The organism is Roseomonas marmotae, from assembly GCF_017654485.1.
GTDB lineage: Bacteria > Pseudomonadota > Alphaproteobacteria > Acetobacterales > Acetobacteraceae > Pseudoroseomonas > Pseudoroseomonas marmotae.
This window is the reverse complement of record NZ_CP061091.1, coordinates 970,391-991,358: the sequence shown is the minus strand read 5'-3', so window position 1 is coordinate 991,358 and position 20,968 is coordinate 970,391. Positions and strand designations below refer to the sequence as shown.

18 protein-coding genes are annotated in these 20,968 nt (G+C 72.0%); 5 read left to right on the top strand and 13 right to left on the bottom strand.

What is annotated here, in order from left to right; translation table 11 throughout:
* Positions 1 to 14: 14 nt before the first annotated feature.
* On the top strand, positions 15 to 1,142 hold the full coding sequence (locus tag IAI58_RS04650; protein WP_207450624.1) for an acyltransferase family protein: 1,128 nt from the start codon (positions 15 to 17) through the stop codon (positions 1,140 to 1,142).
* 85 nt (positions 1,143 to 1,227) lie between these two features.
* Here IAI58_RS04650 and IAI58_RS04645 read toward each other — a convergent pair whose 3' ends face one another.
* Entirely contained in the window at positions 1,228 to 1,476 is a 249-nt protein-coding gene (locus IAI58_RS04645; protein WP_207450622.1) for a hypothetical protein, read from the bottom strand.
* A 140-nt stretch (positions 1,477 to 1,616) separates the two neighbouring features.
* On the opposite strand from IAI58_RS04645, the gene IAI58_RS04640 reads away from it, so the two are divergent.
* Positions 1,617 to 2,522: a diacylglycerol/lipid kinase family protein gene (locus IAI58_RS04640; RefSeq protein WP_207450620.1), complete on the top strand. Its 906-nt coding sequence runs from the start codon at positions 1,617 to 1,619 to the stop codon at positions 2,520 to 2,522.
* Positions 2,519 to 3,358 (top strand): inositol monophosphatase family protein, encoded by an 840-nt coding sequence (locus IAI58_RS04635; protein ID WP_207450618.1) that lies wholly within the window; start codon positions 2,519 to 2,521, stop codon positions 3,356 to 3,358. The genes IAI58_RS04640 and IAI58_RS04635 overlap by 4 nt, the downstream gene beginning before the upstream one ends.
* A 100-nt stretch (positions 3,359 to 3,458) precedes the next feature.
* Here the strand turns inward: IAI58_RS04635 and IAI58_RS04630 are convergent, their stop codons facing one another.
* The 4 genes from IAI58_RS04630 to osmF are packed head-to-tail and all read right to left on the bottom strand — an operon-like array spanning position 3,459 to position 7,261.
* The gene (locus IAI58_RS04630) at positions 3,459 to 4,184 is read right to left on the bottom strand and encodes an ABC transporter permease (RefSeq protein ID WP_237182912.1); all 726 of its coding nucleotides are present in this window, start codon (positions 4,182 to 4,184) and stop codon (positions 3,459 to 3,461) included.
* On the bottom strand, positions 4,181 to 5,095 hold the full coding sequence (locus tag IAI58_RS04625; RefSeq protein ID WP_207450616.1) for an ABC transporter ATP-binding protein: 915 nt from the start codon (positions 5,093 to 5,095) through the stop codon (positions 4,181 to 4,183). Before IAI58_RS04625 ends, IAI58_RS04630 begins: the two co-directional genes overlap by 4 nt.
* On the bottom strand, positions 5,092 to 6,312 hold the full coding sequence (locus tag IAI58_RS04620) for an ABC transporter permease (RefSeq protein ID WP_237182911.1): 1,221 nt from the start codon (positions 6,310 to 6,312) through the stop codon (positions 5,092 to 5,094). Before IAI58_RS04620 ends, IAI58_RS04625 begins: the two co-directional genes overlap by 4 nt.
* 7 nt (positions 6,313 to 6,319) lie before the next feature.
* Positions 6,320 to 7,261 (bottom strand): glycine betaine ABC transporter substrate-binding protein OsmF, encoded by a 942-nt coding sequence (gene osmF / locus IAI58_RS04615; RefSeq protein ID WP_237182656.1) that lies wholly within the window; start codon positions 7,259 to 7,261, stop codon positions 6,320 to 6,322.
* A gap of 414 nt (positions 7,262 to 7,675) precedes the next feature.
* On the opposite strand from osmF, the gene zwf reads away from it, so the two are divergent.
* Positions 7,676 to 9,169 carry a glucose-6-phosphate dehydrogenase gene (gene zwf, locus IAI58_RS04610; RefSeq protein WP_207450605.1) on the top strand — a complete coding sequence of 498 codons (1,494 nt, stop codon included), beginning with the start codon at positions 7,676 to 7,678 and terminating at the stop codon, positions 9,167 to 9,169.
* Between the two features lie 304 nt (positions 9,170 to 9,473).
* Here zwf and IAI58_RS04605 read toward each other — a convergent pair whose 3' ends face one another.
* Positions 9,474 to 9,746 (bottom strand): HU family DNA-binding protein, encoded by a 273-nt coding sequence (locus IAI58_RS04605; protein WP_207450650.1) that lies wholly within the window; start codon positions 9,744 to 9,746, stop codon positions 9,474 to 9,476.
* A gap of 151 nt (positions 9,747 to 9,897) precedes the next feature.
* Positions 9,898 to 10,431, bottom strand: coding sequence for an energy transducer TonB (locus tag IAI58_RS04600; protein WP_208776024.1), 534 nt, complete (start codon positions 10,429 to 10,431; stop codon positions 9,898 to 9,900).
* Between the two features lie 646 nt (positions 10,432 to 11,077).
* Here IAI58_RS04600 and IAI58_RS04595 point away from each other — a divergent pair.
* A complete protein-coding gene (locus tag IAI58_RS04595; RefSeq protein ID WP_207450601.1) occupies positions 11,078 to 12,952 on the top strand; it encodes an ABC-F family ATP-binding cassette domain-containing protein in 1,875 nt (624 codons plus the stop codon).
* A 122-nt stretch (positions 12,953 to 13,074) separates the two neighbouring features.
* Here IAI58_RS04595 and IAI58_RS04590 read toward each other — a convergent pair whose 3' ends face one another.
* The 6 genes from IAI58_RS04590 to IAI58_RS04565 all read right to left on the bottom strand — a co-directional run bounded on the left by IAI58_RS04590 (position 13,075) and on the right by IAI58_RS04565 (position 20,946).
* On the bottom strand, positions 13,075 to 15,408 hold the full coding sequence (locus tag IAI58_RS04590; protein WP_237182910.1) for a helicase-related protein: 2,334 nt from the start codon (positions 15,406 to 15,408) through the stop codon (positions 13,075 to 13,077).
* A 181-nt stretch (positions 15,409 to 15,589) separates the two neighbouring features.
* Positions 15,590 to 16,096 carry a YdcF family protein gene (locus tag IAI58_RS04585; protein WP_207450599.1) on the bottom strand — a complete coding sequence of 169 codons (507 nt, stop codon included), beginning with the start codon at positions 16,094 to 16,096 and terminating at the stop codon, positions 15,590 to 15,592.
* A complete protein-coding gene (locus IAI58_RS04580) occupies positions 16,093 to 17,337 on the bottom strand; it encodes a class I SAM-dependent methyltransferase (RefSeq protein ID WP_207450597.1) in 1,245 nt (414 codons plus the stop codon). The genes IAI58_RS04585 and IAI58_RS04580 overlap by 4 nt, the downstream gene beginning before the upstream one ends.
* Before the next feature lie 61 nt (positions 17,338 to 17,398).
* Positions 17,399 to 18,391 (bottom strand): siderophore ABC transporter substrate-binding protein, encoded by a 993-nt coding sequence (locus IAI58_RS04575; protein WP_207450595.1) that lies wholly within the window; start codon positions 18,389 to 18,391, stop codon positions 17,399 to 17,401.
* Positions 18,392 to 18,764: 373 nt separating this feature from the next.
* Positions 18,765 to 19,595: a 16S rRNA (adenine(1518)-N(6)/adenine(1519)-N(6))-dimethyltransferase RsmA gene (rsmA, locus tag IAI58_RS04570; protein WP_207450593.1), complete on the bottom strand. Its 831-nt coding sequence runs from the start codon at positions 19,593 to 19,595 to the stop codon at positions 18,765 to 18,767.
* A gap of 10 nt (positions 19,596 to 19,605) precedes the next feature.
* Positions 19,606 to 20,946 carry a peptidylprolyl isomerase gene (locus tag IAI58_RS04565; protein ID WP_207450591.1) on the bottom strand — a complete coding sequence of 447 codons (1,341 nt, stop codon included), beginning with the start codon at positions 20,944 to 20,946 and terminating at the stop codon, positions 19,606 to 19,608.
* Between the last annotated feature and the right edge of the window lie 22 nt (positions 20,947 to 20,968).

The window sequence follows — 20,968 nt, the reverse complement described above, 5'->3', positions numbered from 1 at the left end:
CCCGGAGAGCGGCTTTGAGCGCGCGTATGCAACTCGACGCCCTCACATCCCTGCGCGGCATCGCCGCCTGGTGGGTGGTGCTCTATCACTTCCGGGAGGGACTGCCGGCGCATTGGCCGGCCTTCCTGGCCTCCACCGCCGCCTATGGCTACCTGGCAGTGGACCTGTTCTTCATCCTGAGCGGCTTCGTCATCTCGCTGAACTACAGCCAGCAGTTCCGTAACGGCGTCAGGGGAAGCTTCACCTTCTACGGGATGCGACTCGCCCGGATCTATCCCCTGCACCTGCTGGTGATGATCCTCTATCTCAGCGTGCCGGTCGCGGTGGCCCTGTTCTCAAGCCAGGGCCTGCAGGAAGGGGAGCTGCCTGTCGGCTATTACCTGCAGAGCCTGCTGCTGATCCAGAACTGGGGCTTCACCGACCGGCTGCTCTGGAACGTCCCGGCCTGGTCCATCAGCACGGAGATGTTCGCCTACCTCATCTTTCCGCTGGTCGCCTTCGGCGTCTCCCGCTTCGTCACGGGCCTGACGGCGGCGCTGTCCTATGTGCTGCTGCTGCTGTTGCTGCTCGCCGGTCTGGCCGCGGCCCTGGTGCCGAGCATCGGCGACGATATCGAGCATTTCGGCCTCATCCGCTGCGTGCTGGAATTCAGCATCGGCATCGGCCTGCACCGGATCATCGCCTTCCACCCGGCCCGGCATCCGCTGGAGAACAGCGCCGGCCTGCTGCTGTTCCTGGCCTGCGCCGCCGCTTTCGCCCTGGGGCTGGCGCCGGATTACATCCTGATGCCCTTCGGCTTCTTCTGCCTGATCTATGCGCTGGCGGACCCTGGCGGGTCTGTCGCGCGGCTCCTCAGCACCCGTGTGCTGATCTTCGTGGGCGCCATCTCCTACTCCACCTATCTCGTCCACTACCTGGTCAAGACCTGGGTGAAGTTCCTGCTGGTCCAGCCAGGCATCCCCGAGCTGGTGCCGCTGCTGGCCTATCTGGCGGTGACGGCCGTGGCATCCTGGGTGCTGTATCAGCGGGTCGAAATTCCCGCGCAGCGCTGGTGCCGCGGCATCATCGCCCGGCTTTCGGCCCCCAAACCCGCCATCGCCCGCTATGTCGATACGGCCGGGCCGGGGCCTGGGGCACCCTGATCCCCTCCGCCCACAGCAGGGGCGGAGAGCCTGACGACGCCCCCTTCCCGGCCTTGCCGTCAGAAGGGAAGACTGCCGGAGCCTGTTACCGTTCACCAGTCCCGGCAGTGCCCGGCCCGCTTCCCGCGCTGCCTGCCCCGCCGCTCGGGCCGACATTGCTGCCCTGGTTGCCGCTGCTCTGGTTCTGCCGGGGCATCGCCGGCTCCGGCGTGCTGAAGCTCGGGCTTGTGGAGGTCGAGACGGAGGGGGTCGGCGAGGAGGCCGACATCTGCCCGCTATCGCAGGCCGCCAAGGCCAGCACCGGGAGAATTGCTGCCGCGCAGAGCGTCTTCATGGCCAATGGTCCTTTCCCTGACATATCGTTCCGCCGGCTAACATCCGGCGGGGCCAGGGGGTTGCCAGCATGGCCAGAGCAATCGGCCAAAGCCGGCACGTGGCCATGGAACGCGGATTGCACCCGGACGTTATGCCGGCATGAGGACAATCCTGTTCCACAACCCCTCCGCGGGGGACGAAGACCATTCGCAGGAGGAGCTGGTGGCGCTGCTGCGCGCCTCCGGCCTGCAGGTCGAACTGCACGGCACCAAGGGAGACACGCTGCGGCAGGGCCTGGATACTCCTGCCGGGCTGATTCTGGTGGCCGGCGGCGACGGCACCCTGGGCAGGGTCGCGACCGGGCTGGAGCGGCGCGACCTGAGGCTGGCCGTGCTGCCGCTGGGCACCGCCAATAATCTGGCGCGCGCCCTCGGCCCCTGGCCTTCCGCCCGCCATTTCGCCGAGGGCTGGGCGGAGGCCGCGCACCGGCACCTGAATCTGGCGGTGGTGGAGGCGGCAGGTGGCCCGGCTCCTTTCCAGCGCCGCCGCTTCGTCGAGGCCATGGGCTTCGGGGCCTTCGCCCAGGCGGTGGAAGTTGCAGACGAGACCGGCACATCCGGCGTCGAGGCCGGCCGCGATGCCTTCCGCCGGGTCCTCTTGGACGCCGAGCCGCGGCAGGCCCGCGTCACCGTCAACGGGCAGCAGGAATTGGTAGAGACGCTGCTGATCGAGGTGATGAACATCCCGCTCTTCGGCCCCAACCTCGTGCTGGCGCAGGATGCCGATCCCGGGGACGGGCTGCTGGATGTTGTCACCCTGCCGCCAGCCCGCCGCCAGGCCATGCTGGACTGGCTGGAAGCCCCCGCCAGCGGCCCGCCACCCGTCGATATCCGCCGTGGCGCCACCGCCGCCATCGACTGGCCCGGCGGCCATCTCCGCCTGGATGACGAGCCGCTGGACTGGCCCGGTCCGGTCAGCCTGGCCTTCCGGGTGGAGCCGGAGCCCTTGACCTTCCTGATCCCGCCCGCCTGCCTCGCAGCGCCGCAGAAGGCCTCTGCCCCATGACCGCATCCCGCATCGCTTCCGACCTCGATCTCGACGCCATCGGCCAGCTGGCCCTGCGGCTGGCACGGCTGGCGGGCAGCGAGATGGCAGCGGCGCTGGGCCGCCCGCTGGAGGTGCACTACAAACCCACCGCCGAGACCGAGCACAGCCTGAAGGACCCGGTCTCCGAGGTGGACCGTGCCGTGGAGGCCGCGCTGCGCGCCGAAATCGCCGCGCGCTTCCCCGACCACCAGGTGCTTGGCGAGGAATTCGCCAATCCGCCCACCGAGCCGGACGGCGTGACCTGGGCCATCGACCCCGTGGACGGCACCGCGAATTTCATCAATGGCTTCCCGCTCTTCTGCGGTTCCATCGGCGTGGTGAAGGACGGGGTGCCGATCGCGGGCGCCCTGTGGTGCGCCTCCTCCCACGCGCTGCGGGCCGGGGTCTATCACTGCGTCCAGGGCGGGCCGCTGATGTTCGAGGAGAAACCCGTCATCCCCCGCCGCAATGCGGAGGTGAAGCGCCGGCTGGGCGGCTTCCGCGACGCCTCCCACCGCTCCCCGCAGCGCTGGGAGCCGCGCCGCACCGGCTCGGCCGCCATCGAATGCGCCTTCGTCGCCGCCGGACTGATGGAGGTGGCGCAGTTTGAGAACCCTAATGTCTGGGACATCGCCGGCGGGCTGGCCCTGGTGCGGGCGGCGGGCGGCGAGGCCTTCGCGCGCGACCCGGACGGCTGGAAGCCGTTGGAGGCCTTCACCACCGAGGCCGCGGACAGCGACCTGCGCCAGTGGCGCAAGCCCATGGTGGTCGCCGCCGCCGGCGCGGGCGAGGCGCTCTGCAAGGCACTGGGCTGACGCGGACCCTGATCGCCTGGGCGGGGACGGGCACCGGAGTGGCGCAGCAGGTCAGGCCCGGACAATGTGCGGGCCATCCGGCCGGCCAGGTCCCCCTCCCTCAGCGCTGCGCCGGTGCCAGCAATGCCAGTGTCCGGTCCGCCAGCAATGCCAGCCAGGCGGTGAAAAGCCCGCCCTGCAGCACATAGGCGCCATTGTTGTTGGCCAGCCCCACCACGATGGGGGTGCCCAGGCATTCCGCTCCGGCCATGGCCCCCACCGCCGCGGTGGCGATGGACAGCACCACCGCCAGCCGTAGGCCCGAGAGGACAACCGGCAGCGCCAGCGGCATCTCCACCTGCGCCAGCATCCGCCAGGGCCCCATGCCGGTGCCGCGCGCGGCGTCCAGCACCCCCGGCGGCACGCCGTCCAGCCCCGCCACGGCACCGCGCAGTACGGGCAGGCAGGCATAGAGCACCAGGGCCAGCAGGGTCGGCGCCGCCCCGAAGCCCAGGCCCGGCAGCGCCAGGGCGATGACGGCGATGGGCGGCACGGACTGCGCCAGGGAGAAGAGCGCGTCCAGCAGCGGCCGCAGCCGCCGCCCGCCCGGACGCGTGGCCAGGATGCCGGCCAGCAGCCCCAGCAGCGCCGCCACCGCCGCCGCGCCGAGCGAAAGCAGCAGATGCGAGCCCAGCAGCGCGAACCAGCCCCGCTGCTCCCAGACCGGGCGCTGCACCTCCGGGAACAGCGCGCCCCAGAGCGCGCCGAGATGCGGCGCCGCCCAGAGCGCCAGCAGGAAGGCCATGCCCTGCGCCACCACTGTCCAGGCGCGGCGGGAGAGCCTCACGCCGCCGCCAGGATGTCGGAGAGATGCAGGGCGCCGCCGCCGGCCAGGGCCAGCCGGTCGGTGCCATGTTCCAGCATCAGCATCAGCGCCTGCTTCAGCGTGGCATCCCCGGCCAGCAGCGGCGCCGCGGCGCCATCTCCCGAGCGGGCCAGGGGCGCCGCGGGCAGCGTGCCCAGGCGGTGGAAGGCCATCGTCGCCTCTCCAAAGAGGTTCCGCACCTCGGCTCCGGCATCGCGGGCCAGCACCCGGGCCGGCGGGCCATGCGCCACCAGCCGGCCGTCCCGCATCACCGCCAGCTCGTCGGCCAGCAGCAACGCCTCCTCCACGTCATGGGTGACGAAGAGGATGGTCTTGCCGGTCTCGGCATGGATGCGCCGCAGCTCAGCCTGCAGGCCGCGCCGGATGCCGGGGTCGAGAGCCGAGAAAGGCTCGTCCATCAGCAGCACCGGCGGGTCCGCCGCCAGGGCGCGGGCCAGCCCGACACGCTGCGCCTGCCCGCCGGAGAGTTCGTGCGGATAGCGGTCGCGGAACTCGGCGGGCGGCAGGCCGGCCAGCTCCAGCAGCGCATCCACGCGGGCGGCGATGCGCGCCTCGTCCCAGCCCAGCAGGCGCGGCACGGTGGCCACGTTCTGCGCCACCCGCCAGTGCGGAAAAAGCCCGACGGACTGGATGACATAGCCGATGCCGTGCCGCAGCGCCTCGGCCGGGACGGTGGCGATGTCGCGGCCATCCAGCATGATCCGCCCGGCATCGGGCTCCACCAGCCGGTTGACCATCCGCATCAGGGTGGACTTGCCCGAGCCCGATTCGCCCAGCAGCACGCAGATGCGCCGTGCCCGCACCTCCAGGCTGACGGAATCCACCGCCGCCAGCAGGCCATAGCGCTTGGTGACTCCGTCGAAGCGGATCATGCCCGCCCTCCCGGCGGCATCAGCGCCCGCTGCGCTACCGCCAGCAGCGCATCGACGCAGAGGGACAGCGCGACCACCGGCAATACCCCCAGCAGGATCAGGTCTGCGGCCAACTGGCCGATGCCCTGGAAGACGATGGCGCCCAGCCCCCCGGCTCCCACCAGCGCCGCCAGGGTCGCCAGCCCCACCGCCTGCACGGCTGCCAGCCGCAGCCCGCCGAGCATGGCGCCCAGCCCCAGTGGCAGGCGCAGGTGGCGGAGGATGGCGGCCTCGCCCATGCCCTGGCCCCGCGCGGCATCCAGCAGGGCGGGCGGCGCCTGCCGCAGCCCGGCCATCATGCCCGCCGCCAGCGGCAGCAGCAGATAGGCCGCGATGCCGATCACCGCCGGCGCGGCGCCGATGCCGCCCAGGCCTGCCTCCCGCAGTGCCGGCAGCAGCCGCGCCAGCGCGGCCAGCGGCGCCATCAGCAACCCGAACAGGGCTATGGCCGGCACCACCTGCAGGCCATTGGCCAGCGTCATCAGCGCCGCCTCCAGCCTGGGCCGGTGCAGCGCCAGCAAGGCCGCCGGCACCGCCACCGCCGCCGCCAGGGCCAGGCCTCCTGCCGACAGCACGACATGGCGCAGCACCGCCGCACGCAGTTCCGGCCCGCGCGAGGCAGCCTCGCGCAGCAGGGAGAGCGGGTCCAGCATTCCGCTGGCCACCAGCAGCACCAGCCCCGGCACGGCCAGCGCCAGGAAGCGGACGGGCGTGGCGCCCGCCATCCGCCCGCCCCCGGCGGCGCAGCACCCCGCCGCCAGCAGCAGCGCCAGGGCCGAGGCCCAGGCCCCCGCCCCCGGCGCCACCCGTGCGAGGCGCGAGGCATCCTGCAGCAGCGCGCCCGCACCCAGCCCGGTGGTGGCCAGCAGCGCCAGGAAGCCCAGCCCCGCCGCCGCCTCCGCCCAGGGCAGCAGGCTCCGCCGCCGCGCCAGCAGCGCCACGCCCAGGCAGCAGAGCAGGAAAGCGCCCAGCGGCAGCGCCACCTGCGCCAGCGGCAGCGCCACCGGACGGGCCGAGACCAGCCGGTTCGGCGCCAGCGAAAGCCAGCCGAGCAGGAAGGGCAGGAGTGCCGCCAGCGCCGCCAGCAGGGCGGCGGCCGTGGCCTCACGCGGGATGGACGGATGGCTGGCGGAGGCGGCCCCCGAGCCGGTCAGGACCTGGGGCCGCGCCTGGGCCACGCGGGGCCTATCCGATGCCCAGCCCATGCAGGTGTGCGCGGGCGATGTCGCGGGGGTTCTGCCCCTCGACGACGATCTTGGCATTCAACCCCTGCAGCCCCGTCAGCGTCAGGGACTCGAAGACGGGGTTCAGCCATTCCCCGAGTTGCGGATGCGCCGCCGCGACCTCCCCCCGCACCGTCGGCGCGGGCTGGTAGACCATCTGCGCTCCCTTGGGGTCCGCCAGCACTTGCAGGTCCAGCGCGGCGATGGCGCCATCGGTGCCATAGACCATGGCGGCATTGACGCCGTTCATCTTCTCGGCCGCCGCGCGCATGGTCACGGCGGTATCGCCCCCTGCCAGCACCAGCAGGTTCGCCGGCTCCAGCCTGAAGCCATAGGTCTGCTGGAAGGCCGGCAGCGCCGCCGGGCTTTCCACGAACTCGGCCGAGGCCGCCAGCTTGAAGCGGCCCTTGAAGTCGCCGCCCAGCAGCCGCGCCAGATCCTCCAGGCTCGCCAGCGTCTGGCCGGGGGGCGCGGCATCCTTCCGCACGGCGATGGCCCAGGTGTTGTTGGCGCTGGCGGGCTTCAGCCAGACCACCTTGTTCTTCTCGGCATCCAGCGCCCGCACCTTGTCATAGGCGGCGGCGGGCTGCCGCCAGGCGGGGTCGTCCTCGATATTGAAGAAGAAGGCGCCATTGCCGGTGTATTCCGGATAGATGTCGATCTCGCCGGCCAGCAGCGCGCCGCGCACGATCCTGGTCGGGCCAAGCTGTAGCCTGCGCTCCACCCCCACGCCTTTCGCCTCCAGCACCTGGGCGATCATCTCGCCCAGCAGCGCACCCTCGGTATCCAGCTTGGAGGAGACGGTGATGCGGCGGCCACCGGACTGCGCGCGGGCGAAGCCGCCCGGCAGCGCGGCGGAGATGGCGAGGCCGGCGCCCCCCTGCAACAGGAGGCGACGGGTCATCGGGTTCTGCATGGGCCAGGCCTCCGCGTTGATCTGCCGCGCCAGCATGAACGCGGCCGCAGGGATTCATGACAAGCACGCCGGAAGTTTTCACCCCAACCCGCGCCGATGCCACATCACGCTGCCGCGAAGGCTGCCGCCATACGAGGAGACCGGGACATGGACGGGATGGCGGCGGCGCCGGCACGTGGCGAAGCGCATGGACCGGCCGCCCGCGGCAGGCCACTCCGCCCCCTGACGCGCGTCAGGGTGCCTCTGCTTCCGCCGGCGGCCTGACGGCCGCCCCTTTCCGTCATGCCGCAGCGCACCCATCCTTCCTGAAGGAGGGAGGTTCGTCGCGCGCGGGCGCAGCATGCTCGCCCGTGCCGAGGCCACATCCCGACCGCCGCCACCCCCTGCCCCAGTGAGTGCGCCATGGCCCGGATCCTGCCCGTCCCCTCCTTCGACTGCGTGGTCTTCGGCGCCACCGGCGACCTGACGATGCGCAAGCTGCTGCCCTCGCTCTACGGGCGCTTCCGGGACCGGCAGTTCGGCACTGACAGCCGCATCATCGGCGCCGCCCGCAGCCTGCTCTCCACCAGCGAGTATCGCCAGCGGGCCGAGGCCGCGCTGCGCGCCCATCTGCCTGCGGCCGAGCTGGAGCCGGAGGTGATCGGGGCTTTCCTGGCATTGATCGAGTACCGCCCCGTCGGGGCCGATGACAGCCGGGGATGGGAGGCGCTGGTGGCGCTGCTGGAGGAGCGATCCGGCCAGGTGCGGGTCTTCTATCTCGCCACCTCGCCCGATCTCTATGGCGCCGTCTGCGCCAGGCTGGCCGGGATCGGCGCCATCAACGCGCGCTCCCGCGTCGTGCTGGAAAAACCGCTGGGGCATGACCTCGCCTCCGCCCGCGCCATCAATGAGGCGGTGGGCGTGGTGGTGCCGGAGGCGCAGACCTTCCGCATCGACCATTACCTGGGCAAGGAGACGGTGCAGAACCTGCTGGCGCTGCGCTTCGCCAACCCGATCTTCGAGCGGTTGTGGAACGCCGATGTCATCGACCACGTGCAGATCACGGTGGCCGAGACGGTGGGGGTGGAGACGCGCGGCGGCTATTACGACCGGGCGGGCGCGCTGCGGGACATGGTGCAGAACCACATGCTCCAGCTGCTCTGCCTGCTGGCCATGGAAAGCCCGCTCTCCCTGGATGCCGATGCGGTACGGGACGAGAAGCTGAAGGTGCTGCGCGCGCTCCGCCCCCTCTCCCCGCGCGAGGCCCAGGCCGTGGTGGTGCGCGGCCAGTATGGTGCCGGGGCGGTGGAGGGCCAGCCGGTGCCGGGCTATCTCGAGAATCTCGCCGCCTTCCCGGGAACAGAGCGAGAGGGCTGGGGGCCCAGCACCACCGAGACCTTCGTGGCCCTGAAGGCGCAGGTGGATTCCTGGCGCTGGGCAGGGGTTCCCTTCTATCTCCGCACCGGCAAGCGGCTGCCGCGCAAGGTCTCGGAAATCGTGGTGCAGTTCCGCATGCCGCCCTTCTCCCTCTTCCCGCCCGAGGCGCAGGCCCGCGAGCCCAACCGGCTGCTGATCCGCCTGCAGCCGGAGGAAGGGATGCGGCTGGAGGTGATGACCAAGGAGCCGGGTCCCGGCGGGCTGCGCCTGCGCCCCACCAGCCTCGACATCTCCTTCGAGAAGACCTTCGGGCAGCGTTTCCCGGACGCCTATGAGCGGCTGCTGATGGATGTGGTGCGCGGCAATCCCACGCTCTTCATGCGGCGTGACGAGGTGGAGGCGGCCTGGGCCTGGGTGCAGCCACTGCTGGAGGCGCAGGCGGACAGGCCGGAGACGCCGCGCCCCTATGCCGCCGGTTCCTGGGGCCCCACCGCCGCCATCGCGCTGATCGAACGCGATGGCCGCACCTGGCACGAATGAAGAACTTTCCACCAACGTGAGGCTTGCGGCACCGCGATGGAGAACCCATTTCGGCACTATCGCAGCAACAACTGAAAGGAGGTGATCCGGTGTCTCATTGTTTGATCGCGGCCACGGCGGCCCAGGCCTGGATCTCTTCGTCCTCCGTGTCCTCGCGCACGGCCTGAGACGACCCTGCCGGCCCGGCAGGGCTGGCCGGTATCAGGCCGGGCCCGACTGGCCCACAGACAATGCCTGAAAAGAAGAAGGCTCCGGGGTCACCCCCGGAGCCTTTTTCATGTCCGCGCCCGAGGGCCGGCCAGGCTCAGCCCAGACGGGACTTCAGGTCCTTGGCGGGCTTGAACTTCACGGACTTGCTGGCCGCGATCTCCACTTCCTCGCCAGTGGCGGGGTTGCGGCCCTTGCGGGCGGCGCGCTCGCTGACGGCGAAGCTGCCGAAGCCGGCCAGGCGAACCTCGCGGCCCTCACCCAAAGCGTCGCCCAGGGTCGCCAGCACCGCCTTCAGCGCCGTATCGGCCTGGGTCTTGGGCAGGCTGGTGGCGGCGGCGACAGCGTCGATCAGGTCCTGGCGGCTCATCGGACGGGTTTGATCGCTCAAAGGAATTCTCCAACTCATAGAGGGCGCGCAGCAGAGGCACGGCAGAGGGGCCAAGGTCAAGCCGGGTTGCGGTGTTTGTGACTGGCCAGAGGGCTCCGGGGCACGGAAATCGTCATCCTCCGGCCGCCGCTCAGCGATAGACCAGGATGTAATTGACCGTGAAGGTGATGGTCATCGTGTCGCCTTCCATATCCGGCGTGAAGGCGGGCACCTGCTGGTCCCGGAAAATGGACTGGATCCCAAGGTCCAGCCAGCGCGAGCCCGAGCGGCGGCGCAGTTCGACCGAGCGCACCCGACCGCTGCGGTCAATCACCATCCTCACGGAATTGGTCCCGTCCTCGCCATTCATGGCGGCCTGCGGCGGGTAGAAGGAATGGGCGCGGACCCAGGCCATGAAGGCGCCGCTCCAGCTGCCACTCGGCTCCGCCCCGCCTTCGTGGCTGAGGTTGCCGTTGGTGTCCTGCCGCATCGGGGTCCGCCGCTGCTGCTGCGGCACGCGCCCCATGCTGAGGTCGAGGCTGCCCGGCGGCATCCGCTGGCGCGGCGCGCCACCGGCGGGCGGCGGCGCGAGGGCGAAGGGGGCCTGGCGGGAGAGGTCCAGCGTGCCCGCGAAGGGTGAGGATGGCGCCGGGCGCTGCGGGGTGGGCCGCGCCGGCTCCGCCACGCGCGGGCGCGGCGCGGGCTCGGGCGTGGGCGCCGGCGGTGGTGCTTCCTCGGCCGGAGGGCTGGGCGGCGGCAGCGGCAGGGGCGGCGCCTCCGCCAGCGGCGGGATGCCGGGCGGCGCCGGCGGGGGGGTGGGGCGGCCGGTGCCTGGGGCGCGGGCGCGGGCACCGGCACGGCGGGCGCCGGCGGTGCCGGGACGGGCGGCGCATCGGGCAGGACCGGCAGCGGCGGTGGCGCATCGGGATCGCCGGGCAGGCTGGGAACCTGCGGCAATTCCGGCAGGGCGGGGCTGCCGCCGGCACTCTCGAAGACCACCGGCACCTCGGTGCCGGCGCCAGGCTCCCGAAAGGGCTCGCGCGGCGGCGTCCAGAGCAGCAGGACGACCAGCAGCGCATGCAACAGGACCGAACCGCCGATCCAGCGCCAGAGCCGGGCACGCCGTCCGGTGGGCCACCGGGGCGGGCGGGCCGGAGGCACGGCGGGCTTCGGCGGGGGTGGGGCGATGTGCAGGGTGGTCCTCAGGCGTGGTCTGGCCCCATCCCTAGCACAGGCCGCCCGGCACCGCGCCGGGCCGGGCCGGGCACAATGGTATCATCTGTTTCATCATCCCGTTTCCGCCATTGGCCGATCTGCTCTAAACGCGGGGCATGACCGTGCTCGCCATCCGTGACCTGACCATCCGCATCGCCGGCCGCCCGCTGCTGGAAGGCGCGGAGCTGATGGTGGACCCTGGCCGCAAGATCGGCCTGGTAGGGCGCAACGGCGCCGGCAAGTCCACCCTGCTGCGCGCCATCACCGGCGAGATCCAGCCCGATGGCGGCGAGATCCGCCTGGCCGCCCGCGCCCGCATGACCCATGTGGCGCAGGAAGCGCCGGGAGGCCCGCGGAACCTGCTGGACACGGTGCTGGAAGCCGATACCGAGCGCGCCGCCCTGCTGGCGGAGCTGGACACGGCCACCGACCCCGCCCGCATCGGCGAGATCCATGACCGCCTGATCGCCATCCGCGCCGACAGCGCCCCCTCCCGCGCCGCGACGGTGCTGGCGGGCCTGGGCTTCGACGCGGCCGCCCAGGCGCGGCCGGTGGGCGAATATTCCGGCGGCTGGCGCATGCGCGTGGCCCTGGCCCGCGCGCTGTTCCTGGAACCCGACCTGCTGCTGCTGGACGAGCCCACCAACCACCTGGACCTGGAAGCCACCATCTGGCTGGAAGGCTGGCTGGCGCGCTTCCCGGGCGCCGCCATCGTGGTCAGCCATGACCGCGGGCTGCTGGAGCGGGGCGTGGACGGCATCGCCCACCTCGATAAGCAGAAGATCACCTTCTACCCCGGCGCCTACGACAATTTCGTCCGCATCCGCACGGAACGCGCGGCCCAGCAGCAGGCGCAGAACGAGAAGATCGCGGCGCAGCGCGCCCATATGCAGTCCTTCGTGGACCGCTTCCGCGCCAAGGCCACCAAGGCCCGGCAGGCGCAGTCCCGCCTGAAGGCGCTGGAGAAGCTGCCGGCCATCGAATCAGTGGTGGAGGATGCCCCCACCCGCTTCGCCTTCCCCCAGCCCACGGAACTGGCGCCGCCCATCATCGCCCTCTCCCGCGCCGATGTCGGGTACGACGGGCGGGCCATTCTGCACGGGCTGGACCTGCGGCTGGACCAGGAGGACCGCATCGCCCTGCTGGGCGCGAACGGCAACGGCAAGTCCACCCTGGCAAAGCTGCTGGCCGGGCGGCTGGAGCCGATGCGGGGCGAGATCCATCGCGACCGCCGCCTGAAGGTCGGCTATTTCGCCCAGCATCAGGCGGAGGAGCTGGATCTCGACGGCACCCCCCTCTCCCACATGCAGAACGCGCTGGGCGCCAAGGCGACGGAGACGCAGTGCCGCGCCCAGCTCGCCCGCTTCGGGCTGGACGAGGAACGGGCGACGACGAAGATCGGCGCCCTCTCGGGCGGCGAGAAGGCGCGGCTGCTGTTGGCCCTTTGCACCCGCGACGCCCCGCACCTGCTGATCCTCGACGAACCCACCAACCACCTCGACATCGATGCGCGCGAGGCGCTCGTAAAAGCGCTGGCGGATTTCGGCGGCGCCGTGGTGCTGATCACCCACGACCCGCATCTGGTGACGCTGGCGGCCGACCGCCTCTGGCTGGTGCATGACGGCCGGGTCACGCCCTTCGACGGCGACCTGGACGATTACCGCGCCCTGCTGGCCGAGCGCGCCCGCGCCGCCCGCGGCCCGCAGGCCGATACCAACCCCACCCGGCGGGACGAGCGGCGGGAGCGCGCGGAGAACCGCCAGGCCCTGGCCCCCCTGCGCCATCGCGTGACGAAGATCGAGGCCGAGATGGCCAAGCTGCAAAAGGAAAACGCGCTGCTGGAGAAGAAGCTGGGCGACCCCGACACCTATGCCCGCTTCAAGCCCGAGGACATCGCCTGGGCCACGCAGCGCCAGGGCGCCATCGCCAAGCAGGTGGCGGCGCTGGAAGAAGAATGGCTGGACATCCAGGAAAAGCTGGAAGCGGCGTGAGAAGCGCGGGGGAAGGAATTCCCCCGCACCCCCATCTTTTGCTCGCGAGTCCGCCAGCCGGGCAGGCCAGCGCCTAAAATCGAAGATGGGGCTCGGGGGAATTCCTTCCCCCGACCTGCCTCTTACCCCGCCAGAGCCGTCCGCCCCCGCCGCTGCTGCCGCAGCACATCCTCGATCCAACGGTCCAGCCGCGCTGTCTCCGCCTCGGCCCGGTCCGATTCCGGATAGGCCATGGGGAAGCGCAGCGCCAGCCAGCGCCAGGCGACGAGGCGCTTGTGCACCTTCTCGCCGCGCTGCAACTCCTCGCCGCTCGCCTGCTCCGGCGGCGGCAGGCGGCCGGCGGAAGGCGGCACCACCGCGCGCCCGGCGGCATGGTCCACCGCCCAGCGCGCCAACCGGGCGATACCATTGTCACGCTCATCCACCGGGCAGAGCGCATAGGTCCAGCGGTCCATCAGCGGCAGGCCGACGCCATCAATCGCGGAGGCGATGGACTGGGCCTGGGTCATATCCGCCAGCCGGTAATTGGGGTCGTCCAGCCGCAGCACCGCGCGCTTGATGCGCGCCAGCACGCCGAAGAGGCTGTCCGAGCCGATCTCGGCCGCCACGGCGGAGACGATATCGGCATCCGGCTGCACCTGCGGGCGCAGCTCCGCTGGCGGCTGCGGCGGCGCATTCAGCATGTGCCTGACGAAATCCGGGCTGCCCGCACCGGCCAGCACGGCCACTATCCCTTCCTCGTGCTTGCCGAAGCGCCCGGCGCGGCCGCCGATCTGCTTCACCTCCTGCGAGTTCAGGTCGCGCCGCTCCTCGCCGTCGAATTTCTTCAGCGTCGAGAAGATCACGCGGCGGATCGGCAGGTTCAGGCCCATGCCGATGGCATCCGTCGCCACGACGATATCGGCCTCGCCATTGCGGAAGCGCGCTGCCTCCGCGCGGCGCACCTCGGGGCTCAGCGCGCCGTAGATCACGGCCACGCGCCGGCCGCGCCGCACCAGCTCCGCCCGCAGGTCCAGCACGTCACGGCGGGAGAAGGCGATCAGCGCGTCGCCGGGGCGCAGTTCGGACAGCCCCACCGGGTTGGTCGCGGCCCGCAGCGGCCCCTTGCGTTCCAGCGAGACCTTCTCGACCTCATCGCCGCAGAGGCTGGCGATCCGCTCCACCATCGGGACGCATTCCGGGGCGCCAAGAACGAAAACCTCGCGCGCCGGCACGCCCATGATGGCGGCGGTCCAGGCGGCGCCGCGGTCGCGGTCATGCAGCAGCTGCGCCTCGTCGACGATGGCGACATCGACGGGGTTGTGCAGCGGGCACATCTCGACCGTCGCCGCCAGGTGGCGGCTGCCGGGGATGATGATGCGCTCCTCGCCCGTGACCAGGGAGGCATCGACGCCGCGCTGGGACAGCGCCTCACGGAACTCATGCGCCAGCAGGCGCAGCGGCGCCAGGGCATAGCCGTTCTCGGCCGATGCCAGCCGGTCCAGCGCGGTATGGCTCTTGCCGCTGTTGGTCGGGCCGGTGACGAGGGTGATGCGCCGCTTCAGCGCCCGCGCGGTGGCGAAATGGGCGGCATAGCGGTCCAGCGCCGCGACACGGGCGATGGCGGCATTGCCGACGCGGATGGCCGGCGTCTCCCGCCGGGCCTCCTTGCGGTCTGCGGCCTCGCGTTCCGCGCGGCGCCACTCCGGCACTTCGCGCCGGAAGGGGATGATCTCGGCCGGGTCGAATTCCCAGCGCTCCCGCCCCCCCCGCTCGCGCTGCTTGCGCGCCACCGGCAGGAGGCCGGCACCGGCCCAGCGCAGCGCCTCCTTCGGCGTGCAGCTCAGCAACTCGGGGATGCCCTCGATCCCGACGAGGCTCTTCTCCCAGGCGCGCAGCCGCGCCACTTCCTCGCGCCGGCGGGTGCGGGCGGCCTGCTCGGCGCTCCGCAGCTCGGTCCGGCGGCGATCCTGCGCGCGGATGGCCTCGGCCACGAAGGCCGCCGCGGCGCCCCGGTCCAGCCCATGCGCCCGCGCCACCTGCTGCGCCAGCGTGGCATAGCGGTCGGCGGGCAGGAGATGGCCGGTGGCCTCCAGCAATTCACCGGCGATCACCTCCAGCGCCGCTTCCGGCGTTTCGCCGGAGGCATGCAGCCGGGCGCCCACCACCTCACTCAGCTCCTGGCGCAGGCCGTCGTCATCGATTTCCGGGTCGGTCACGCGGCCGGCGGCGGCCTCGGCATCGGCGCGGCGCACCCAGCTTTCGCCGAAGCGGTTGGCCAGATCCAGCAGCCGCCCGGCCCAGGCCTTGCGGCGCACCTGGCACAGCGCCTCGGCCACCGCGTCCCGGTCGGCGGGCATGCGGCGGGCAACGAGGCGCGTCAGCTGCGGCATCTCCCGCTGCTCGACCCGAAGCCCCGCCGCCGCGATGGCCGCCTCGGCCGGGTTGGCCAGGGGTTCGGTCGTCACATCACTCAAAATCAGTCCTCCAGGCAGGGCAAAGGCTGCCGTCTCGATCTTCGTCAGAATGCAGATTCAGGGGAAAGGTGGCAGCCGGCCGCCGCGAGAGGCGCGGATCGGGCAGGCGCGGTTGGAATGCAAAATCGTGCCGATTCCCGGCCAAAACAAGTCCGGCCCAGGGAATGGCGGGGTTGCGTCTTCAGCGCCGCAGCCGTGCCAGCAGGCCGAGGGTGAAATCCACCGGAAGCGCCGCCCCTTCCCGCGCCCGCCACCACCAGCGGTCACGCCAGTCCATATCGGCCTCGGGCGGTGGGGCCGCGCGGGCGGGCAGCCCCATCAGCCGCAGCAGCATGACGCAGCGCGGCAGGTGGTAGCCGCTGCTGGCCGCCCAGACTGCCCCCTGGTGGCCGCGCAGCATGGCGGCGCAGGCGGTGGCGGAGCTGAGGGTATCGGTGGCCGTCAGTTCCTGCCGGATGGCATCCCCGGGCACGCCGAGGTCCTGCAGCAGCCGCGCCATCACCACGGCCTCGGCCGGGCCATGCCGCCCCAGGGCCCCGGTGGGGATGTAGAGCGGATCTTCCAATGTCGCGCCGAAGCTGGCGGCGGCCATGACGCGGCGGCGCAATGTCAGGCTGGGGCCGCCATCCGGCCGGACCGCGGCGCCGAAGATGATGATGACCGGACGGGGTTCCCCTGGCCCGCTCAAGCCGGTGCCGCCAGTAGCAGGCGGTTGAAGGGTTCCAGCGCCGCGCGGAGGGCCGCGAAGTCCCGCAGGAAGGCCTCCTGGCCGATGCCATTGGCGGCCAGGGCCTCGCCGATGGCGCCGATGCTGCGCCGCCCGTCGATGCGGGAGAGGATGGCCGAGGCCAGGCGCGGCATCGGCACGCCGATGCGGATGTCGTCGAAGGCGACGCGCAGCATGCCATCCGGCGGAATGCCCCTGGCCAGCACCGTGCCATCGATCTCCCGCAGCACAGGGACGGAGGCGAGGTCATCCCAGGCCGGGGCGGGCGGCGTCTCATCCGCGCGGGCGCAATAGGCGATGTGGATGCCCATATTGCCGGTGATGGATTCCGCCAGGGCCGCGCGCTGCACCGGCGTCATCCCGGCGGTGCGTGCCCGCAGGCGGGGGTCTGGCAGGTAGCGGTCGGGGTCGTAGCGCCCCGGCTCCATGAAGCAGCGCAGCCGCAGCCCCGCGCCCTCGATCAGCCCCGCCAGCTGCGGCACCGTGAAGGCCACGTCGCGGGGATTCAGCAGCAGGTCGTAGAGCCCGGCATCGCCGCCATTGATGTGGTCGTCGATCCAGGAATTGCGGCGCAGCCAGGCGGTTTCCGGCAGGTGCTTCCACAGGCGCTTCGCCACCTCCACCCGCTCCGGCGGCGCCTCGCTGTCCGGCGCCAGCAGGCGCAGGGCGTCCTGCAGCATATAGACGCCGGTGCGGCCATGCGGGGCATAGACCATCAGCCCGATGCCGCCGCCCGGCGCTAGCGCGCCGGCCAGGGCGCGCAGCCCCGCCGCCGGGTCCGGCAGGTGGTGCAACACGCCGCAGCAGTCGATGTAGTCGAATTCCCCGAGGCCCAGCCCGGGCAGGTCCAGCAGCGAGCCGCTGACGAAGCGGATATTGGTCAGGCCCCGCACCCTGGCCCGCTCCTCCGCCAGCTTGCGGGCGGCGGCGGAACGGTCGAGCCAGACCACCTCGCCCGGCCGGCCGGCGCTGGCCAGTTGCTGCGCCAGCATCATGGTGCCGTCGCCGCTGCCGCCGCCGGCCATCAGCGCGCGCAGCGGCGCCGAGGCCGGGCGGCGGGCACCGAAGACCCAGTGGTCGATTTCCAGCAGATGACTGGGGCTGCCGACGATCAGCCGCTTCGCCTCGTCACGCGGATTGCGGGCGGGATAGGGATAGGCCTCGTACTGCGCGGCGAGGCGGGAGTCGGTCGCGTCCTGCATGGCTTGCTGGATAAAGCAGAATGGGCCGGGGCGGAATGGCGCCCGCCCAGGCCCCGGTGGTTCAGCCCGCCGCGTCCAGCGCCGCGCCGATCTGGCCGATGCTGGCCTCCAGCGCCGCCACGCCGCCGCCGACCAGATACCAGGCCGGTGCATCCAGGTGGATGACCTGCTTCTTCTTCCAGGCGGTGGTGGATCTGATGGCCTCGCTGGCCTCCAGCCGGCCGGGCGCCACCGGGGCGCCCCCCGTGGCGGCGGCGCGGTCCAGCACCAGGATCCAGTCCGGGTCACGTCCCAGCGCCTTCTCCAGCAGCGCCTTCTGCGCCGCCGCGGCCTGCCGCCGTGCCGCCTCGGCCTCCGGCGTATCGCCGGTCACGCGCCCGGCAGGGGCCGGGGCTTCGGAGGCCGCGACCACCGGACGCAGGCCGGTGACGTCATGCACGATGCCGAAGCGGCTACCCGGCAGTTGCACGGCCATGCCGGGACCGGCGACGAAGAGCACCACCGCGCTGCCAGCCCCGCCGCTCTTGGCGCGCAGTCCTTCCACCGCCGCCAGGAACTGGCTGGCGCGGGCCTCGGCCGCTTCCTGCCTGCCGAAGATGCGGCCCAGCAGGCGCAGATGCTCCGCCACATCCGGCACGAAGCGGGCCGGACCGGTGCTGAGGTCAATGGTGGGGGCAATGGCCTGCATTGCCTCGTATCTGGCGCTGGAGCGGCCGGCGACGATGATGAGGTCCGGCCGCAGCGCCCGCAGCGCCGCCTCGTCCGGCTCGAAGAGCGTGCCGATCCTGGCATAGCCATCACCGGCATAGCGGGAGAGATAGGCAGGGAAATGCGCGCCCGGCACGCCCGCCACCTCCACCCCCAGGGCCTGCAGCATGTCGAGCGCGGCGAGGTCGTAAACCGCCACGCGCTTCGGCTTGCCCGGCAGCACCGTCTCGCCCTTGGCATGCGGGACGCGGATCTCCCGCGCCGCGGCGCCGCCGGCGATCAACAGGGCCCCCGCACCGCCCGCCAGTCCGGCGAGGGTAAGACGGCGGGAAAGGCAAGGCGGCATGCGGTGCTCCTGAAGGGTCGGTGACATTCGCCGGCAGTTAATGCGAGTAATTTTCAATGGCAAGAAGAGCCCTGCCTCTTCCTGCCCCCGGGGCGCCGCCGCCAGAGCGGGCCCCGTTCGTCCTGGCTCGCTTCCTGGCTCGCTTCGGCCGCGCCGGCCTTTTGTTGCAGAGAGTAGTTCACCCGCTCAGGTGGGCCCACCTGACAGGAATCTGCCCTAGCCTGCCAAGGCGGGCGCCCATCCGCAGCCTTCCCCGGAGGAATGACAGGCCATGCCACCCATCTCCGTCCTCTCCCGCATCGTGCTGGTGCTGCTGGTGATCAGCGCCGTGGTGCAGATTCTGATCTATGCGACAGGTTGAGGCGCGCGGGGCTCAGCCTGCGCGCTGCAGCAGCAGCCGCGCCAGCCGATCGAATTCAGCGACCGAGAGGGTTTCCGCACGCCGCGTCGGCTCGATGCCACCATCCTCCAGCAGCGCATCGGACCTGCCCAGGGACTTCAGGCTGCTCCGCAGCATCTTGCGGCGCTGGCCGAAGGCGGCGGCGGTCAGCCGCTCCATGGCGCTCATCAGCTCCGGCGCCGGGCCTTCGGCATGCGGCACGAGATGCACCACGGCGGACCAGACCTTGGGTGGCGGGCTGAAGGCGCCCGGCGGCAGGCGCATGGCCATGCGGCAGGCGCAGCGCCACTGCGCCAGCACCGAGAGCCGCCCATAGGCATCGGTATCCGGGGCGGCGCAGATCCGTTCGGCCACTTCCTGCTGGAACATCAGGGTCAGGCTCTCGAAGAGCCCGGCCTGCTTCAGCCAGCCCACCAGCAGCGGCGTGCCGACGTTGTAGGGCAGGTTGGACACCACGCGGCGCGGCGCCTCGGGCAGCAGATCCTCGGTGCGCGCCTTCAGCGCGTCGCCTTCCACCACCGCCAGCCGGCCGGGATAGGCCTGCGCCAGTTCCTCCAGCGCGGCGATGGCGCGGCGGTCCAGTTCCACCGCCACCACCCGGGTGGCGGGGCTCTCCAGCAGGGCGCGGGTCAGGCCGCCCGGGCCGGGTCCGACCTCCAGCACTGTCCGCCCCTCCAGCGGCGCGGCGATGCTGGCGATGCGGGCGCAGACCGCGGGGTCCAGCAGGAAATGCTGGCCGAGCGATTTGCGGGCCGCCAGCCCATGCCGCGCGATGGTCTCGCGCAGATCCGGCAGGACCGTCATGGCGGCGCCGTCAGCCCCGCTGCTCGATGGTGGCGCGGCGGCGCAGGTCACGCTGCATCTGGCGGGAGATCAGCTCCACCCGGTCACGCAGGATCTGGGCGCGCGCCTGGTCGGGCGTCATCTCCGCCAGGTTGCGCGTCTCCTTGCTGCAGACGGCGATGATCATCACCCCATCCGGGGTGATGATGGGCTGGCTGGCGCGGCCCTGCGGCAGGCCGGCGATCAGGTTGCGCAACTGCACGGGCTGCATCGTGTCCAGCCGCAGCGGCCCCGGGTCCACCGGGCGGTCGCCGCCCTGGGCGCGGGCGGCGGCTTCCACGGCGGCGCAGCTCCTGCCCTCCAGGGCGCGTGCCCGCTCCACGGCGTCACGCTGCTGCTGCGTCGGGTTCTGCGGGTCCAGCACGCTGGTGAAGGGGTAGAAGGCCTGGCGCAGGTTCACCAGGGTGGCGATCTCCCGCCCCGTCTCCCGCTTCTGGCGCAGCGTGACGATCTGGAAGCCGCCGGGCACGCGGATGGGGTTAGCGATGGCGCCGGGCGGCATGCGCTGCACCACATCGGCCACGGCCGGGTCGAACTCATCGGCCCGGCTCCAGCCCATGTCGCCGCCCTGCAGCGCCGACTGGCTCTGGCTGAACTGGGTGGCCGCCGCCGGGAAGGGCACGCCCCGGCGCAACTGGCCCACCACGTCATCGACGAAGCGGCGCACCTCCGGCTCCGAGCCCGGCTCGTCCACCGGGATGAAGATCTCGGAGACCAGGTATTCCGGCTCGCCCGTGCGGGCCTTATGGGCGGCGATGAACTCGTCCACCTCGCTCTGGCCGACCTCGGCCTGGGGGCCCAGCATGGCGCGCAGCAGGCGGGACCAGCCAATCTGGGCGCGGATCTGGTCGTAGAGCGAGCGCGGCTCGACGCCGGAGCCGCGCAGCTGCGCCGCCAGGCCGCCGGGGGGCAGGCCATTGCGGGCCTCGATATCCTGCACCGCCTCGCCCACGTCGCCATCGGTCACCAGCACGCGGCGGCGCTGCACCTCCTGCATCCGCAGCCGCTCATCGATCAGCAGCCGCGTCACCTGCGGCGTCAGCCGGGCCAGCACCTCATTGTTCGGCCCCATCCCGCTGTTCAGCGCGAAGAGGCGGGCGCGGCTCGCGATCTCATTGGCGGTGACCACGTCGCCATTCACCACCGCGACGATGCGGTTGGTCTGCGCCATGGCCTGCCCGGCCCCTGATGGGAGCGGCGCCAGCGGGACCAGCGAGAGCGGTGCGGCCAGCATCACCGCGAGCGGCAGGATACGGCAGGAGGTCCGGAGGAAGCGCCGCGGGAGGGCCCGGGGGGAGGTCGTAGCAGGCATATCCAATTCCTAGAGCAGATCG

What these genes read in the sequence shown, in the direction of transcription:
- IAI58_RS04635 (WP_207450618.1), top strand. Translation starts at nt 2,519, where the DNA reads ATGACCGCATCCCGCATCGCTTCCGACCTCGATCTCGACGCCATCGGC.
- IAI58_RS04595 (WP_207450601.1), top strand. Translation starts at nt 11,078, where the DNA reads ATGACCGTGCTCGCCATCCGTGACCTGACCATCCGCATCGCCGGCCGC.
- rsmA (WP_207450593.1), bottom strand. Translation starts at nt 19,595, where the DNA reads ATGACGGTCCTGCCGGATCTGCGCGAGACCATCGCGCGGCATGGGCTG.
- IAI58_RS04565 (WP_207450591.1), bottom strand. Translation starts at nt 20,946, where the DNA reads ATGCCTGCTACGACCTCCCCCCGGGCCCTCCCGCGGCGCTTCCTCCGG.
- IAI58_RS04605 (WP_207450650.1), bottom strand. Translation starts at nt 9,746, where the DNA reads ATGAGCCGCCAGGACCTGATCGACGCTGTCGCCGCCGCCACCAGCCTG.
- IAI58_RS04625 (WP_207450616.1), bottom strand. Translation starts at nt 5,095, where the DNA reads ATGATCCGCTTCGACGGAGTCACCAAGCGCTATGGCCTGCTGGCGGCG.
- IAI58_RS04580 (WP_207450597.1), bottom strand. Translation starts at nt 17,337, where the DNA reads ATGCAGGACGCGACCGACTCCCGCCTCGCCGCGCAGTACGAGGCCTAT.
- IAI58_RS04640 (WP_207450620.1), top strand. Translation starts at nt 1,617, where the DNA reads ATGAGGACAATCCTGTTCCACAACCCCTCCGCGGGGGACGAAGACCAT.
- IAI58_RS04645 (WP_207450622.1), bottom strand. Translation starts at nt 1,476, where the DNA reads ATGAAGACGCTCTGCGCGGCAGCAATTCTCCCGGTGCTGGCCTTGGCG.
- zwf (WP_207450605.1), top strand. Translation starts at nt 7,676, where the DNA reads ATGGCCCGGATCCTGCCCGTCCCCTCCTTCGACTGCGTGGTCTTCGGC.
- osmF (WP_237182656.1), bottom strand. Translation starts at nt 7,261, where the DNA reads ATGACCCGTCGCCTCCTGTTGCAGGGGGGCGCCGGCCTCGCCATCTCC.
- IAI58_RS04575 (WP_207450595.1), bottom strand. Translation starts at nt 18,391, where the DNA reads ATGCCGCCTTGCCTTTCCCGCCGTCTTACCCTCGCCGGACTGGCGGGC.